Here is a 14,760-nt window from a genome sequence, read left to right as displayed (position 1 = left end):
GTGAATGACAGGAAATGATCAAAAAGGAAGATTGCTTGTTTATACGGGTAATGGCAAAGGAAAAACAACAGCAGCCATCGGTCTTGCTGTCCGGGCGATTGGAAGAGATATGAAAGTATCCATCCTGCAGTTTATAAAATCACCTGAGAGAACCTATGGAGAAAAAAACGTGCTTGAAAAACTCAGCGGTGCTGAAATCCATCAGCTTGGAACAGGATTCACTTGGACTAAAACACCTGATGTGCACCGGAAAGCTTTAAAATCAGCCTGGCAAATCGCTAAGGAAAAGATTTTGAGCGGTGAGTATGATGTCGTCATTCTTGATGAAATCAATAATGCGCTTGCTATTCATACGTTTCCGATCGATGACGTCCTGCCTATTGAGGATGTCATACATACGATTCAAAACCGGCCAAATCATGTTCACATTGTTTTGACAGGAAGAGATGCAAAGGATGAAATAAAAGAAATCGCTGACCTTGTGTCTGTTATCAATGTGGAAAAGCACTACTACGAAGAAGGTGTAGATGCCATCTATGGGATTGAATACTAATGAGCATAAAACATTAAAACTGATGATTCAGGGTACACACTCTGACGCTGGAAAAAGCATGCTCGTCACGGCACTATGCCGGATATTTCGAGAGGATGGCTATCAAACAGCGCCTTTTAAATCACAAAATATGGCTCTGAATTCTTACATTACGAGTGATGGCAAGGAAATAGGCAGAGCTCAGGGAATTCAGGCGGAAGCTGCCGGAATTGAAGCCACAACTGATATGAATCCAATCCTAATTAAACCTTCAAAAGAGACGGAATCTCAGGTCGTGTTTCACGGGAAGCCCTATGCAAATATGAAGGCATCCGAGTACAGAGAGGACTTTTTTAAGTTAGGTCTTGCGGCGATCAAAGAATCGCTGAGGAAGCTGTCGAACAAATATGAGGTCATTGTGATAGAAGGCGCAGGTTCTCCTGCAGAAGTCAATTTAAATGACCGCGAGCTTGTCAATATGAGAGTAGCAGCAATTGCAGAAGCTCCAGTGATTTTAATCGGAGATATTGACAAAGGAGGCGTTTTCGCCAGTCTGGTCGGGACCCTTCAGCTCATTAGCGAGTGTGACCGGAAGCGGATTATTGGTGTCATTATCAATAAATTCAGAGGGGACCTTTCACTGCTTCAGCCTGGATTGGACTGGTTTGAAGAATATACGGGGCTTCCGGTACTCGGAGTTGTTCCCTTTTTGCCAGACCTTGAAATAGATGGGGAAGATTCCCTTGTTTTAAGCCAGTATTCAAACGGTACCAATCACGATGCAGAACTTGACGTCGCTGTTCTTTCTTATCCGAGATTATCCAATTTTACAGATATTGATCCGTTAAGACTGGAGCCTGATGTGAATATCCGTTTTGTTAAAAAAGCTGCGCATTTTGGAAATCCAGATCTCATTATCTTGCCTGGAACGAAAAACACAGCTGAAGACCTGCTGTTTCTTAAGGAGACAGGACTCTTTGACAAAATAAGATCTGCTTATGAAAAAGGAATTCAACTAGCAGGCATTTGCGGAGGCTTTCAAATGCTCGGCGAAAAGCTGATGGATCCAAACGGCGTTGAATCAGCTCATCAGGAACTCGGTGGACTTGGTATTTTTCCTCTCCGTACAACCATCTACTCCGAAAAGAAAACCATCCGCTCAGAGGGCTATTGCGCACTAAAAGATTTTGGCAGAATTTCTTTATCAGGGTATGAGATCCATATGGGACAAACAGCAGAAACAAGAAAAGTAGATCCTTTTTCAGTCCTCGCCGGAACAGAGGAAGGCTGTACCGCTCGAGATGGCCAGGTGTTCGGCACGTACTTGCATGATGTCTTTCATAACGATGAATTCAGATGGCTTTATTTGAATAAGCTGCGCCAGAAAAAAGGCCTGACGCCGATTGAGCGCTCGCTCCGCTTTCGTTCTTTCAAAGAAAGCGAATACGACAGACTTGCTGCCCACGTCAAAGTCTCTGTTGAAATGAAAAAGATTTATTCTGCAATGAAAACGTTTAATTTAAAGGAGGTGAAATAAAATGATTGATATTTATCAGCAGATAGATGCGATAGAGCCTGTCAGTAAACAAAAAGGTCTTGAAGCTTTAGCCTACATACATTCCTTAACAAAGCCAATGAACAGCCTTGGAGAAATTGAAAAAATTGCTGTGCAGCTTTCAGAAATCACATCTAATGTAAAACCTGAAGTATTTCCCCCGGGTGTAATCGTCTTTGCTGCAGACCACGGAGTAGCAGAGGAAGGAGTCTCTGCCTATCCTCAAGAGGTGACTGCTCAGATGGTAAGCAATTTTCTGAGTGGAGGGGCAGCCATAAACGTTTTTACAAAACGGGTAAATGGGTTACTGGAAATCGTGGATGCAGGAGTGAAAACAGATATTCCAGGAGTTCGTTCTGAAAAGATCAGCTATGGAACAAAAAACTTCGCGGTTGAACCTGCCATGACAAGAAAAGAAGCACTCCGTTCACTGGAAGTGGGAATGGAAAGGGCTGAAGCTATGATTAATAATGGCGCAAGGCTCCTGATCCTCGGAGAAATGGGCATTGGCAATACAACATCAAGCAGTGCCATTGCATCCGCCCTGAGCGGATTAAAGCCTGAGGATATCACAGGCAGAGGAACAGGAATTGAGTCGAAGCAGGTTGCTTATAAAGCCGAGGTTATTCAAAAAGCTCTAAATAAGCTGAAGCCTGACGCCAATGACCCGATCGATGTTCTTTCTAAGGTAGGCGGTTTTGAAATCGGAGCGATGACAGGTGCCATGCTTTACGCAGCATCTAAAAAAATTCCGGTAATTTTAGATGGATTTATATGCACAACGGCTGCGCTCGTTGCTTCTAAATTAAATCGGCATGTGCGTAATTACATGATTGCCGGGCATTTATCGGTTGAACCGGGACATCTTCATGTATTGAATTTGCTTGGGAAAAAGCCGCTGGTGTCACTGGGGATGAGGCTTGGAGAAGGAACAGGAGCTGTCCTTGTCTACCCGCTGGTTGAAGCAGCCGCTGAAATGGTAAAAGGGATGGCAACCTTTGATACGGCAGGAGTATCAAAGGAACGTGAAATAAAATAAAAAAGACAATTCCATAAAAGGCGGAGAAAACAAATGAAAACATCATTCGGCACCTATTTTCATCGTATTGCCATTATGCTTCTTTTACTGGCAGGAATCCTTTCGGGATGCACACAGGGAGAACAGACACAGCAAGCGAGCAAGAGCCAGGAACAAACACAGCAGGCTGAAAAAAAGGAAGAAGCTTACCCGGTAACCGTCACTGATGATGCCGGAAACGAAATAACGCTTGAGGAAAAACCTGAGAAAATTGTTTCTCTGCTTCCTAGCACGACAGAAATGCTTTTTGCCCTTGGATTGGACAAGGAAATCGTCGGTGTCTCAGATTATGATAACTATCCTGAAGCAGCTTTAAAAAAGGAAAAAGTAGGAGCACAGGATTTAAATGCAGAGAAAATCATTGCCCTGCAGCCGGATGTAGCTTTTCTGCAGGATTACCATGCCCAAAATCACGGGGAAATCATCAAACAGTTTGAAGCAGCAGGCATCAAGGTGTTTATTGTCGGCTCACAAAATTCGTTTGACCAAGTATACAAAGCGATCCGCACAGTCGGGAAGGCAACAGGCACGTTAGATAAAGCTGACAGCATCATCGCAGATATGGAAGCAAAAGTTAAGACCATCAAGGAAAAAGCAAAAGCTGTCAAAGACGAAAAACGAGTATGGGTTGAAGTCTCTCCTCAGCCTGATATTTACACAACAGGCAAAGGAACATTCATGAATGAAATGCTTGAAATGATTGGAGCGGTAAATGTAGCTGCATCTGAAGAAGGCTGGGTAAAAATGGACGAAGAGAAAATCGTCAGCAGCAATCCTGATGTGATCATCACTACATATGGCTACTACGTTGAAAATCCAGCTGAACAAGTTCTAAACAGAAGCGGCTGGAAGGAAGTAAAAGCTGTTCAGTCAAAACAGGTGTTTGACGTAAACAGCGACATGGTGACCCGTCCTGGCCCCCGTTTAGCGGATGGAGTTGAAGAGCTTGGAAAACTCATTTATCCAGATGTTTTCAAAAAATAAACATCGGTTCCTCATTCTATTTGCAGCAGTCTTTGCCATCATCAGCATAATATCAGGAGTATTTGTAGGGGCGGTGAATGTTACCGTCCCTGATATTTTAAACATCATTACAGGCAAAATGTTTCATCTTCCGCTGTATCAGGGAGAAAAAAGTACAGAAATGATTATTTGGGAGATCCGGTTCTCACGAGTTCTGCTCGCTTTTTTTGTTGGAGCATCCTTGTCGCTTGCCGGAGCTGCCTTTCAGGGACTGCTTCAAAATCCGCTTGCTGATCCGTATACAATCGGTGTTTCATCGGGAGCCTCTCTGGGAGCGGTTATCATTATCTTTTTTCAGATTCAAGTAACGATTCTGGGCAGTTTCACACTGCCGATCATCGCAATTATCTTTGGTATGATAACGCTGTTCATCGTTTTTGCTCTGACTCATTTGGCAAGCGGAAAGCTTACAAATGAAACCATTATCCTCGCAGGCATTATCATCTCCTCGTTCATCAGTGCTTTCATTTCCCTGCTGATTGCCCTGATTCCCCGTGAGGATATCAGTCAGATTCTCTATTGGATCATGGGAAGCGTGGCGATGAGAGGATGGGGGCATGTTCAATTAATCGTTCCATTCTTTGTTCTGGGGGCTGCGATCATTCTTTTCCATTACCGTGAACTGAACAACATGGCACTAGGTGAGCAGGCAGCACAATTTTCGGGAATGAACGTAAAAAAGAAAAAAACCATTGTCTTGATTGCGGCATCCATTTTGACAGGAAGCGCTGTAGCTGTTTCAGGAGCGATTGGATTTGTCGGGCTTGTTATTCCTCATCTCGTCCGTTTGATGGCCGGAGCGAATCACCGGCATGTTCTTCCGCTTTCCATGCTGATAGGAGGAGGGTATCTTGTTCTCGCCGATCTGCTCGCAAGGTCCATTATCTCTCCTAAAGAACTTCCGATAGGAGTCGTAACTGCGCTGATCGGTTCGCCTATATTCACTTTTTTGCTTATCAAAAACCGAAAACAGAAGAAGGCACATCTTTAAAGGAAAGAAGGATGCATATGCTGCAAGTCAAAAATCTGACGGGAGGTTACGATGATAAAAAAGCGGTCATCAAGGATCTCTCTTTTTCCATTGAAAAAGGACGTTTTTTTGCTTTAATCGGACCAAACGGCAGCGGAAAAACAACGATTATCCGGTTGATCATGGGCGCCTTGCCGGTTCACAATGGAGAAATCGCGCTCGATGCAAAGCCACTTGCATTTTATTCACAAAGGGAACTCGCAAAAAAAGCTGCAGTTATGACCCAGGAAAATGAAGCAGGGCTGGATTTTTCAGTAGAAGAGATAGTCATGCTCGGCAGGTATCCTTATCAAAAAGCGCTGTTTTTTAGAGAAAACACTCAGGCTGACATGATAGCAGCAGAAACTGCCATGAAGCAGACTTCCGTCTGGGAGTACCGCAAACGCCCTTATCATTCCTTAAGCGGCGGGGAAAAACAAAGAGTGCTGCTTGCTAAAGCGCTGGCTCAGGAACCGGAACTGCTTTTGCTCGATGAACCCACGAATCATTTAGATGTGAAGCATACGAAGGAGCTTTTGGAATTACTGAAAAAATTGCAGAAAGATATGAATTTGACCATCCTCGCCATTTTGCACGACCTGAATCTGGCATCCCTCTATGCTGATTCGATCGGATTGCTTAATAATGGAGAACTGGAAGGGAAGTATGAGGGACTTCATCTGCAAAACGAGAATTCCTTTTCGAATGTGTATGAAGTTAAGCTCAAGTTTACCTCTCATCCATCTGTTTCAAAAACTCAAATTTCACTCTCTCCTGAATATATGGAAGAAAAACCTGTAAATCTCCTATCTGCTGTCCAAGTTCAGCAAACAGAGGAGACAGCGTACATAAAAATGGAGAAACCTTTCAGAACACTTTCTGCAGGGGCTGACGGCAAAGGTCTTCATTGGAGCAGGCAGTGGATTTTTTCTCAAGCAGAACAGGCAGAGAAGGAAGAATCCATCTTTTTCTCAAGCAAACAGCCTTATATTCTGTGGTCTATAGATGCGAAATTGCCTCAAAAAGAGCTGCGTCAGAATTCATTTATCGCAAATCAAAGCGGGTTCTCGTTTTGTGCCATAGTATCTCATTCTCCTTATGACGGGAAAGTGCACGCAGCTATCTTGACGGATGCACCTCTGGACGACTCCGATTTAATTAATTTGGCTTTAAAAATAAATGCAATCAAAAGCCGTTCTGAGCAGAACTTTGGTAAAATCGTGGTTGGCATTCAGAAAAAACAGCAAAATCAAGCTGATCAAGAACGTATCTTTGAAGCAGCCGAAGAACTTCTGCAGACGGCTTTAATAAGGCTGGAAACTCCTCATGCAGCCTTTCGCTGAGCAAACTGTCCTGCTCATTTTGCTGAGTGTGATGCTTGATCTTATAATCGGCGATCCGAAATGGCTGCCGCATCCGGTCATTTTGTTTGGAAAAATCATCAGCACCATTGAAAAAACATGGAATAAAGGGGGCAGGAAAAAGCTTAAAGGCATCATTCTTGCTGCGTTCCTGCCTTTTTCTGTTTTCATTATTTCTTTGTTTCTACTAAAACTGCTTTATGCGATTTCTTATCTCCTGGGAATTGCGATTGAAATCTATCTGATTTCAACGACCATCGCCATTAAGGGGCTGAGAGATGCAGCAATGGAAGTCTATCATCCTCTAAAGTCAGGAGACCTTTCCGAAGCCAGGAAAAAACTGGGGTTTATTGTAGGGAGAGATACTGACGGGCTTCCTGCCCCTGAAGTTGTCAGGGGCACGGTAGAAACCGTTGCAGAAAACACCGTGGACGCCATAATATCCCCGCTCTTTTTTGCCATCATAGGCGGTGCGCCGCTTGCTCTTGCATACAGAGCAGTCAATACGCTGGACTCAATGGTCGGGTATAAGAATGAAAGATTTAAAGACTTCGGCTTCGGATCAGCAAGGCTTGATGATTTGATGAATTTGCTGCCGGCCCGTATTTGCACTGTGTGCATGTGGTTGGGCAGTTATTTTATGAAAGAAATGAGAGGAAAGTACGCAATTTCCATCACGAGAAGAGATGCATCAAAGCACTCCAGTCCAAACAGCGGCTGGCCAGAAGCCATGACTGCCGGGCTGCTCGGCGTTCAGCTGGGGGGAATGAATATATATGGCAAAATTGTCTCAGAACGTGCACAGCTGGGTGATCCGCTCGAACCTTTGTCTTTTATCCATATAAAAAAAACGATTCTTATTATGAACGGTGCCTGGATTCTTTTTTTGACAGGTTATTTAATCCTTTTTGGATTAGGGAGGTAAAAAAATGTGGCCACAGCACGGCGGGAAAACAGCTAGCATTAAAGCTATTCTAAGAAATAAGGGAATTAACGAAAAAGAGTTCATCGATTTCAGTGCAAATTTAAATCCGCTTGGAACACCTTCATTAATTCTTAAAGCCATGCAAGAAAGCATCGCTCATTCTAGCAATGTTTATCCTGACCCTGAGTATTCGGAAGAAAGAGCTATACTTGCAGGATTTGAAGGGGTAAAACCTGAAAACATTCTGTTGACAAATGGTGGTGCAGAAGCTATTTTCCTTGTCACGAGTCTTTTTAAAAACGGGAAAGCAGGCATCTTTCAGCCGGCATTCAGTGAATATGAGCGTGCCTGCCGCAGCCACGACATACAAGTGACAAATCTGAGCCATGAGGAATTAAAGACGGGTACCGGAAGGATTCAAAAAGAAGATGGTGATGTCCTTTTTTTGTGCAGACCTAACAATCCTACTGGAGAAATGATTTCTAAGGAAATCGTTCTAAACCTTCTGGATTCAGCTTCCCTGAATGAACAGGCAGTCATCATTGATGAAGCTTTCATCCATTTTACGGAGAGTGATGAAAGTCTTGAAAACCTGCTGCATCTCTATTCCAATCTCATCATCATTCGTTCACTTACCAAAATTTATGCAGTGCCGGGAATAAGGTCAGGTTACATATTGGCCAATGATTCTCTCATCCAGAAACTTGAAGCCATGTCCGTTCCATGGAGCGTCAATTGCGCTGCTCTAGCTATGATTCATGCTTTGCCCCATACATACGATCATTTGGCAGAAACAAAAAAATGGCTGCAAGCAGAATGGAAGCAGCTGAGAACTGCGCTTCAAGCTTTAAGCTTCAGCGTTTCAGACTCAGCGGTCAACTTTTATTTATTAAACGATCCGCTTCTTGAAAACCATGAGCCACTGCTGTTATTTCTTGCTAATGAAGGAATCCTTGCACGGCATACAATGAATTTTCATGGCATAAAAGGGTCATCTGTCCGACTCGCTATTCGGACAAGTGAAGAGAATAAAAAATTGCTTTCTGCATTAAGGAAATGGAGAGATCCATCATGATTACCTTTATCTCAGGCGGAGCACGGTCCGGGAAAAGCAGTTTAGCAGAAAGAATGGCATTGGACGCAGTTAGTGATGAGAAGCCATACTATATTGCAACTGCAGCTAAAGATACTGGAGAGGAAATGGCTGAGCGGATTGAGATGCATAGAAAGGACAGGGGAGAAACATGGGAAACCATTGAAGAACCCTATTATATTGATCAGACACTTCATCTCCTTCCAAATAAAGCCATCGTCATGATTGATTGTTTGACCGTCTGGATCAGCAGCTTAATGTTCAGTGAAAACCTATCTCCAAAAAAGATTTTGAAGCGTTTCGATTGGACATTATCCATTGCCCGGAGAAAAGAACTCTCCCTTTTCATTGTGTCTAACGACGTAAATGAAGGAATTCCCATTCAAGACAGACATGTTGCAAACTACATAAGCTGTCTTGAAGAGTTACATAAAACCGCTGTCAGAGAAGCAGACACAGTACTTGAAGTAATCTGCGGAATACCAGTCGACTGGAAGATCAATGGCGTCCTGAGCAAAAATGTTTCAATGATTTCATCTGGAGGACAAGTATGAAAAATATAGTGTATGGAGCGATTCTTGCTCTGCAGTTTCTTACAAGGTTTCCTCTCCCGGTGAACTGCTCTATGGATCACAAAACCCTTAAGTGGGCCTTGCGGTTTTATCCCTTCGCCGGTTTAGCAATAGGAGGAATATTGTATCTCTTCTATTATTTATTGAACGGACTCCTGCCCCTGTATATGCTCACACTCATTCTTCTCACTCTGTGGGTTTTCCTGTCAGGAGGTCTACATTTAGATGGTGTCATGGACGTGGCTGATGCCGTTGGTTCAAATGGGAGTACAGAAAAAAAGATTGAAATTTTAAAAGATTCGCGCGTAGGGAGCTTTGCGGTGCTGATCGTTATCTTTTTGCTGCTTTGGAAAAGTGTGCTGTTGTATGCAGTTTTAGATTCTAGTGAGAACGATCTGTTTATTATAGCCATCCCTATGATGGCCAGATTTCAGGCTTTATTGCAGCTTTTCTTTTTTCATCCTTTCCAAAGCCAGGGAATGGCGCATTACTGGAAACAGCATTTATCCATGCTGGATGTGATCATCGCCGCCTGCTGGCTTCTGCCATTTGCATTCACTCAAGTAACGCTGGTTATTATTATTATGTTCAGTCTGCAAATCTGCTTTTCTTTTATCTTCGGAAAATGGGCTGTCAGACATTTTCAAGGAATAAACGGAGACACAGTCGGTGCTTCAATTGAGGGGGCTGAGCTATGGAATCTTGCCGTTCTTTGCAGCTTATTCTTATTCGGCATAGTATGACGGAATGGAATAAATCAAAAAGATATTTAGGCCGCACGAACCTTCCTGTACTAGATGATTCGTTAATAGAGTACGAACCTCTTAAAAAATACATAATGAATAATCATCCTGAAGCAGTTTATTCGAGCGATTTACTCCGGTGTCAGCAGACAGCAGCATTTTTGTTCCCAGAAGTATCCATTATCAATGACCCGCGCTTGCGGGAAATCAGCTTTGGGGTTTGGGAAGGCCTAACATATGAAGATCTGAAAAATGACCCGCATTATTCCTGCTGGCTCGATAATTGGGAGATAACCAGCACGCCCGGCGGAGAAAGCGGCATGGCATTTCAAGAACGTGTTTCATCATTCTTATCGGAAATCCTCAAATCGAACCTCAGAAGCGCAGCTATTATGACTCATGGAGGGGTTATTAGAAAAATCGTTTCTGACCTTGTTTCTGGAGCCTCATTCTGGGACACTTCTGCGCCTTTTGGAAAAGCGCTCGTCCTTGAGTTAAAAGAAGAAAGGAGGAATTGGAAATGCATCTCATTATCGGTGGAGCCTACAGCGGGAAAAGAGCATTTGTGAAAAGGAAGTGGCAAGATGCCTCGTGGATTTCAGCATATGAGGGGCAGCATTTGCTGCAATGGAAGGAAGAAAATTCTTCGAAAGCACCGCTTGTTTTCGAAGGATTTGAACAATGGATAATGGAAGACAACCGGGATGCTTCCAAATTGAGAGAAGTCTACCGGTTTTTTTTGAAAGAAGTACTGGAGCTTGAGAAGGAAGTAATTTTGATCATGCTGGAAACAGGAAAAGGCATCGTTCCCATTTCCGAAGAGGAACGGCGGATGAGAGACCTTTTAGGCTGGATTCAGCAGGATACTGCAGCATTGTGCAATGACGTTTATCACGTTTGGCATGGAATGGCGAGAAAAATCAAATAATCATTTAAAGAAAGGGCTGAGCCCTTTTTTTGTTTTTATAAAATTAATATCTATTTGTTTATAGAATCGTATATAATTTACTCTGTATCTTCTCAGGTTCTCTTTTTTTAAGAAAAAAGAAAGAGGGGTTTCAGGGAAAGGAACAGAATATAAATGACGAATGATTCTGGGAAATGACATTAATTTTAGAGAGTGTCTGTTTTTTTCTAGGTCTTAAATGATAAATGAAAGGGGAACATGTAAGATAAACGAATTTAAATTTATCGCATCACTAAAGTGCTAATTCTAATAGCTGGAAAGGCATGATAAAAATGGAAAAAAACATAACTGAAGCTTTGCCCGCGCAGGGGAAGTCTTCAGGAAACTTATTTAAAAACAGGATCGTGCTTGCGATCATAGGCTCTAACTTTTTGCTGCAGCTCGGCATCTGGATCAGAAACTTTGCCATATTATTATACGTAACTGATCTTACCAACAATGATCCAGTGTATGTATCCCTTATATCAATTGCAGAGTTCGCACCGATTTTTATTTTCTCTATTATCGGAGGAACATTTGCCGACAGGTGGAAGCCCAAACTCACCATGGTATGGTGTGACGTCCTTTCGTCGGTATCCATCTTTGTTGTTCTTTTAACTTTGATATACGGTTCTTGGCATGCTATTTTCTTTGCCACATTGGTTTCAGCGATCTTGTCGCAATTCTCGATGCCTTCTGCTATGAGACTGTTAAAGCAGCACGTACCAGAAGAGCAATTGCAATCTGCAATGGCTATTTTCCAATCCCTAATGGCTGTTTTTATGGTCATCGGTCCAGTTATCGGGACACTTGTATACCAATCATACGGTATCTACACATCAATAATTGTAATGGGCGTTATGTTCCTTCTATCAGCTGCCGTTTTGACCTTCCTTCCGCGTGATCTTGAAAAAGCCAAAACAGAGGAAGAAACAAGTTTCAAGAAAGAACTCGCAGACGGCTTCCGTTATGTTATCGGGAAAAAAGTTTTGACTACAATGGGCGGCGTTTTTGCTGCCTGCGGTCTGGCAGTCGGGTTAATTTCTCCGCTGATGATTTTTATTACAATCGAGAATCTTGGATTGTCCAAGGATTATCTTCAGTGGCTGATCATGGCGAATGGAATTGGAATGCTTGCCGGCGGCGGTATTGTCATTGCCTTTTCTAAAAAAATCTCGCCTCAAAAGCTGCTCGCAATAGGTATTTTTTCCAGCATGATCTTTACCATCAGCATCGGCTGGTCAACAAGCTTCCCGCTGACTATTGCCCTTCAGCTGCTGAACGGATTCTTTTTCCCATGCATCCACATCGGAATCAATACTCTGATTCTTAAAAATACAGATGAATCCTTTGTCGGCCGTGTGAATGGTGTTCTTAATCCATTGTTTATGGGAATGATGGTTGCCGGTATGTCACTCTCAGGTCTTTTCAAGACTCCGCTTACTCTATCTGGCGTTTACACGGTTTCAGGAGTGTTGTTCTTATTAGGAACATTGCTGATTCTCCCGCTATTTAAATTAAAAGAAAATACAATAGTTTCTAAGCAAGTTGTGAAAGTTGGAGAAGAAAGATAACGTTTTTTTAAAAAAGTGCTTCCGAAAATTCGGGAGCATTTTTTATGTGCTGGAAAAAAAACTCAATTATATTTAAATATTCCTTTACAAGAATATTCCTTTTAGGGTATATTAAAACAGAAAGGAGAATGAATGATGGGCATCAACATTACAGCAACTTTGCAAGCACTTGCAGAGCCCAATCGACAGCGAATTGTAGAATTATTACGTGATGGTCCGCATACGGTGGGAGAAATTGCTGAACGGCTTCAGCTGCTTCAGCCGCAGACGTCCAAACATCTCCGTATTCTCAGTCAGTCAGGTCTTGTAGAGGCAGAGGCGGCTGCCAACAGGCGAATTTATAAGCTGCGGCCGCAGCCATTTCAGGATCTAGAAGGATGGCTAAATTCATTTCAGCGTCTCTGGCATGACAGATTTGACCGGCTTGATGACTATTTGCAGGAACTCAAGGATAGCGAGAAGAAAGACAAAGGGTAAAATTAAAAAAATTGGGAGGAATTAGGATGTCAGCAAATAAAGGGATTGTAAACATGACTTCACGTGTTGAGGGAAAAGAACTTATTATGGAAAGATCGTTTAATGCACCAAGAGAGCTTGTTTTTAAAGCATTCTCGGATTCGCAACATCTGGCCAGCTGGTGGGGACCGCAAGGATGGAAAACAGAAAACAAAACGTTTGAATTTAAACCAGAAGGTGTTTGGCACTATTGCATGCGCTGCGAGGATAAAAACCAAGGAGACTTTTATGGTATGGAATCATGGGGCAAAGCTACCTACAAAGAAATTGTTGTCCCTGAAAAAATTGTCTATGTCGATGCATTCTCCGACAAAGACGGGAGCACATCAGATCAAATGCCAGAAATGATTGTTACCATGCTGTTTGACGATCAGGGTGAAAAAACAAACCTCACGATCCGCTCCCAATTCTCTTCAGAAGAAGAATTGAAGAAAATCGTTGAAATGGGAGTCGTACAGGGTATGTCTTCTCAGTTTGACTGTTTGGATGAAGTTCTTGAGGGATTGGAATAAGAAGGTTAAGGAGAAGCTGTTGCGGCAGCTTCTTTTTAGTTTTATGAAAGTAAAATATACTGCCATTTAGAGTATGAAAAACCTCATGTATACTTAAAAGAAAAAACATTATGGAGAATTCAACAATGAGGGAACAAATTCTGGAAGTCCTAAAAGAAATTGAAGAGTCACATCAAGTGAAAATTCTTTATGCATGTGAATCCGGCAGCAGAGCTTGGGGATTTCCTTCAAAAGACAGTGACTATGACGTAAGGTTTATCTATATACATAAAGCAGATCACTATCTGAGCATTGATCCAATTGGAGTCGGCTCCAATCGTGATGTCATAGAACGTCCGATAAATGACCTCCTGGATGTTTCAGGCTGGGACCTGACTAAGGCACTCAAGCTTTTCCGAAAATCAAATCCGCCTTTAATGGAGTGGATGAAATCACCGATTGTTTATTATCAAGCATATTCAGCAATTGATAAAATCGCTTATTTGCAATCAGAGGTATTCACCCCGCATTCAGCTATTTATCACTACTTGAACATGGCGAGCAAGAACTACCGGGAGTACCTGCAAGGGGGTACCGTAAAAATTAAAAAATATTTCTATGTGCTCCGTCCTTTATTTGCAGCGCGATGGATTGAGTTAAAAGGCGAGTTTCCACCAATGGAATTTCAAATCCTCTTAGAAGAAATGCTGCCGGATGGATTACTGAAGAATGAAATATTAACTTTGCTTGAACGGAAGAAGATGGGAGATGAATTAGATAGAGAACCTAAAATTGAAGTTATTAACGGGTTTTTAGATTCTGAAATCATGAGACTTAAAGAGTACGCGAATCAGTTGAACTTAAAGAAGGAAGATCCTACTTCTAAATTAAACGCAATTTTCAGGGAAACACTTAAAGAGGTTTGGTGAAAGAAAACGCTTGGGATAATCTTTCCTGAGCGTTTTTATTTTAGATAAGAATATAAAAAGATAAGACATCAGGTATAGCAGAAGCACGCACAAACCTTCAGGTGATTCTTCAGACTATCGATGAAATTAATCCGAATGCAGAGGTATTTGTAATGGGCTATTACAATCCTTTTGCCTATTACAGCAGAAAGCCAGGAATACTTCTTACTTCCATTGAAAAATGCTTTAAATGAGGCGATTGAATCTGCTGCTCAGTTGAATGGAGATACCTATGTGCCAACAAGAGAAAGAGTTGATCCCTCTAACCAAAAATATATGATTAACCCAGAAGATAATCATCTTAATGTTAGAGGGTACAAGGCTATCGCGAAAGAATTTTGGAAAGCGATAAAAGAAAACGATTAATCCGCTTC

17 protein-coding genes are annotated in these 14,760 nt (G+C 42.3%); all 17 read left to right on the top strand.

Annotated elements, in window-relative coordinates:
- Positions 1–4: 4 nt before the first annotated feature.
- The 17 genes from LIT25_12760 to LIT25_12680 all read left to right on the top strand — a co-directional run bounded on the left by LIT25_12760 (position 5) and on the right by LIT25_12680 (position 14,752).
- Positions 5–553 (top strand): cob(I)yrinic acid a,c-diamide adenosyltransferase, encoded by a 549-nt coding sequence (locus tag LIT25_12760; protein USK36066.1) that lies wholly within the window; start codon positions 5–7, stop codon positions 551–553.
- Positions 537–2,069, top strand: a complete 1,533-nt coding sequence (locus tag LIT25_12755) for a cobyric acid synthase (protein ID USK36065.1) — start codon at positions 537–539, stop codon at positions 2,067–2,069. The genes LIT25_12760 and LIT25_12755 overlap by 17 nt, the downstream gene beginning before the upstream one ends.
- Before the next feature lies 1 nt (position 2,070).
- A complete protein-coding gene (gene cobT, locus LIT25_12750; GenBank protein ID USK36064.1) occupies positions 2,071–3,126 on the top strand; it encodes a nicotinate-nucleotide--dimethylbenzimidazole phosphoribosyltransferase in 1,056 nt (351 codons plus the stop codon).
- Positions 3,127–3,159: 33 nt separating this feature from the next.
- Positions 3,160–4,149: an ABC transporter substrate-binding protein gene (locus LIT25_12745; GenBank protein ID USK36063.1), complete on the top strand. Its 990-nt coding sequence runs from the start codon at positions 3,160–3,162 to the stop codon at positions 4,147–4,149.
- Positions 4,133–5,179: an iron ABC transporter permease gene (locus tag LIT25_12740; protein ID USK36266.1), complete on the top strand. Its 1,047-nt coding sequence runs from the start codon at positions 4,133–4,135 to the stop codon at positions 5,177–5,179. The genes LIT25_12745 and LIT25_12740 overlap by 17 nt, the downstream gene beginning before the upstream one ends.
- Before the next feature lie 17 nt (positions 5,180–5,196).
- Complete coding sequence (locus tag LIT25_12735; GenBank protein ID USK36062.1) at positions 5,197–6,540, top strand: ABC transporter ATP-binding protein; 1,344 nt, start codon at positions 5,197–5,199, stop codon at positions 6,538–6,540.
- Positions 6,524–7,483 (top strand): adenosylcobinamide-phosphate synthase CbiB, encoded by a 960-nt coding sequence (cbiB, locus tag LIT25_12730; protein ID USK36061.1) that lies wholly within the window; start codon positions 6,524–6,526, stop codon positions 7,481–7,483. The genes LIT25_12735 and cbiB overlap by 17 nt, the downstream gene beginning before the upstream one ends.
- A 4-nt stretch (positions 7,484–7,487) precedes the next feature.
- Positions 7,488–8,558 (top strand): pyridoxal phosphate-dependent class II aminotransferase, encoded by a 1,071-nt coding sequence (locus tag LIT25_12725; protein USK36060.1) that lies wholly within the window; start codon positions 7,488–7,490, stop codon positions 8,556–8,558.
- Complete coding sequence (locus LIT25_12720) at positions 8,555–9,130, top strand: bifunctional adenosylcobinamide kinase/adenosylcobinamide-phosphate guanylyltransferase (GenBank protein ID USK36059.1); 576 nt, start codon at positions 8,555–8,557, stop codon at positions 9,128–9,130. Before LIT25_12725 ends, LIT25_12720 begins: the two co-directional genes overlap by 4 nt.
- Positions 9,127–9,891: an adenosylcobinamide-GDP ribazoletransferase gene (gene cobS / locus LIT25_12715; GenBank protein USK36058.1), complete on the top strand. Its 765-nt coding sequence runs from the start codon at positions 9,127–9,129 to the stop codon at positions 9,889–9,891. The genes LIT25_12720 and cobS overlap by 4 nt, the downstream gene beginning before the upstream one ends.
- Positions 9,843–10,460, top strand: coding sequence for a histidine phosphatase family protein (locus tag LIT25_12710; protein USK36057.1), 618 nt, complete (start codon positions 9,843–9,845; stop codon positions 10,458–10,460). The genes cobS and LIT25_12710 overlap by 49 nt, the downstream gene beginning before the upstream one ends.
- Positions 10,412–10,819, top strand: a complete 408-nt coding sequence (locus tag LIT25_12705; protein USK36056.1) for a bifunctional adenosylcobinamide kinase/adenosylcobinamide-phosphate guanylyltransferase — start codon at positions 10,412–10,414, stop codon at positions 10,817–10,819. The genes LIT25_12710 and LIT25_12705 overlap by 49 nt, the downstream gene beginning before the upstream one ends.
- 311 nt (positions 10,820–11,130) lie before the next feature.
- Positions 11,131–12,411 carry an MFS transporter gene (locus LIT25_12700; GenBank protein ID USK36055.1) on the top strand — a complete coding sequence of 427 codons (1,281 nt, stop codon included), beginning with the start codon at positions 11,131–11,133 and terminating at the stop codon, positions 12,409–12,411.
- A gap of 132 nt (positions 12,412–12,543) precedes the next feature.
- Positions 12,544–12,888, top strand: coding sequence for a metalloregulator ArsR/SmtB family transcription factor (locus LIT25_12695; GenBank protein ID USK36054.1), 345 nt, complete (start codon positions 12,544–12,546; stop codon positions 12,886–12,888).
- Between the two features lie 26 nt (positions 12,889–12,914).
- Positions 12,915–13,439, top strand: coding sequence for an SRPBCC domain-containing protein (locus LIT25_12690; protein ID USK36053.1), 525 nt, complete (start codon positions 12,915–12,917; stop codon positions 13,437–13,439).
- Positions 13,440–13,564: 125 nt separating this feature from the next.
- Positions 13,565–14,347 (top strand): nucleotidyltransferase domain-containing protein, encoded by a 783-nt coding sequence (locus tag LIT25_12685; GenBank protein ID USK36052.1) that lies wholly within the window; start codon positions 13,565–13,567, stop codon positions 14,345–14,347.
- Between the two features lie 171 nt (positions 14,348–14,518).
- Complete coding sequence (locus LIT25_12680; protein USK36051.1) at positions 14,519–14,752, top strand: SGNH/GDSL hydrolase family protein; 234 nt, start codon at positions 14,519–14,521, stop codon at positions 14,750–14,752.
- The last annotated feature ends 8 nt before the right edge of the window (positions 14,753–14,760 follow it).

This window comes from Bacillus sp. F19, assembly GCA_023823795.1.
In the GTDB taxonomy this organism is placed as follows: domain Bacteria; phylum Bacillota; class Bacilli; order Bacillales; family Bacillaceae; genus Bacillus_P.
Note: the sequence above shows the minus strand (reverse complement) of the source record. Positions and strands in the feature narration are given on the sequence as shown.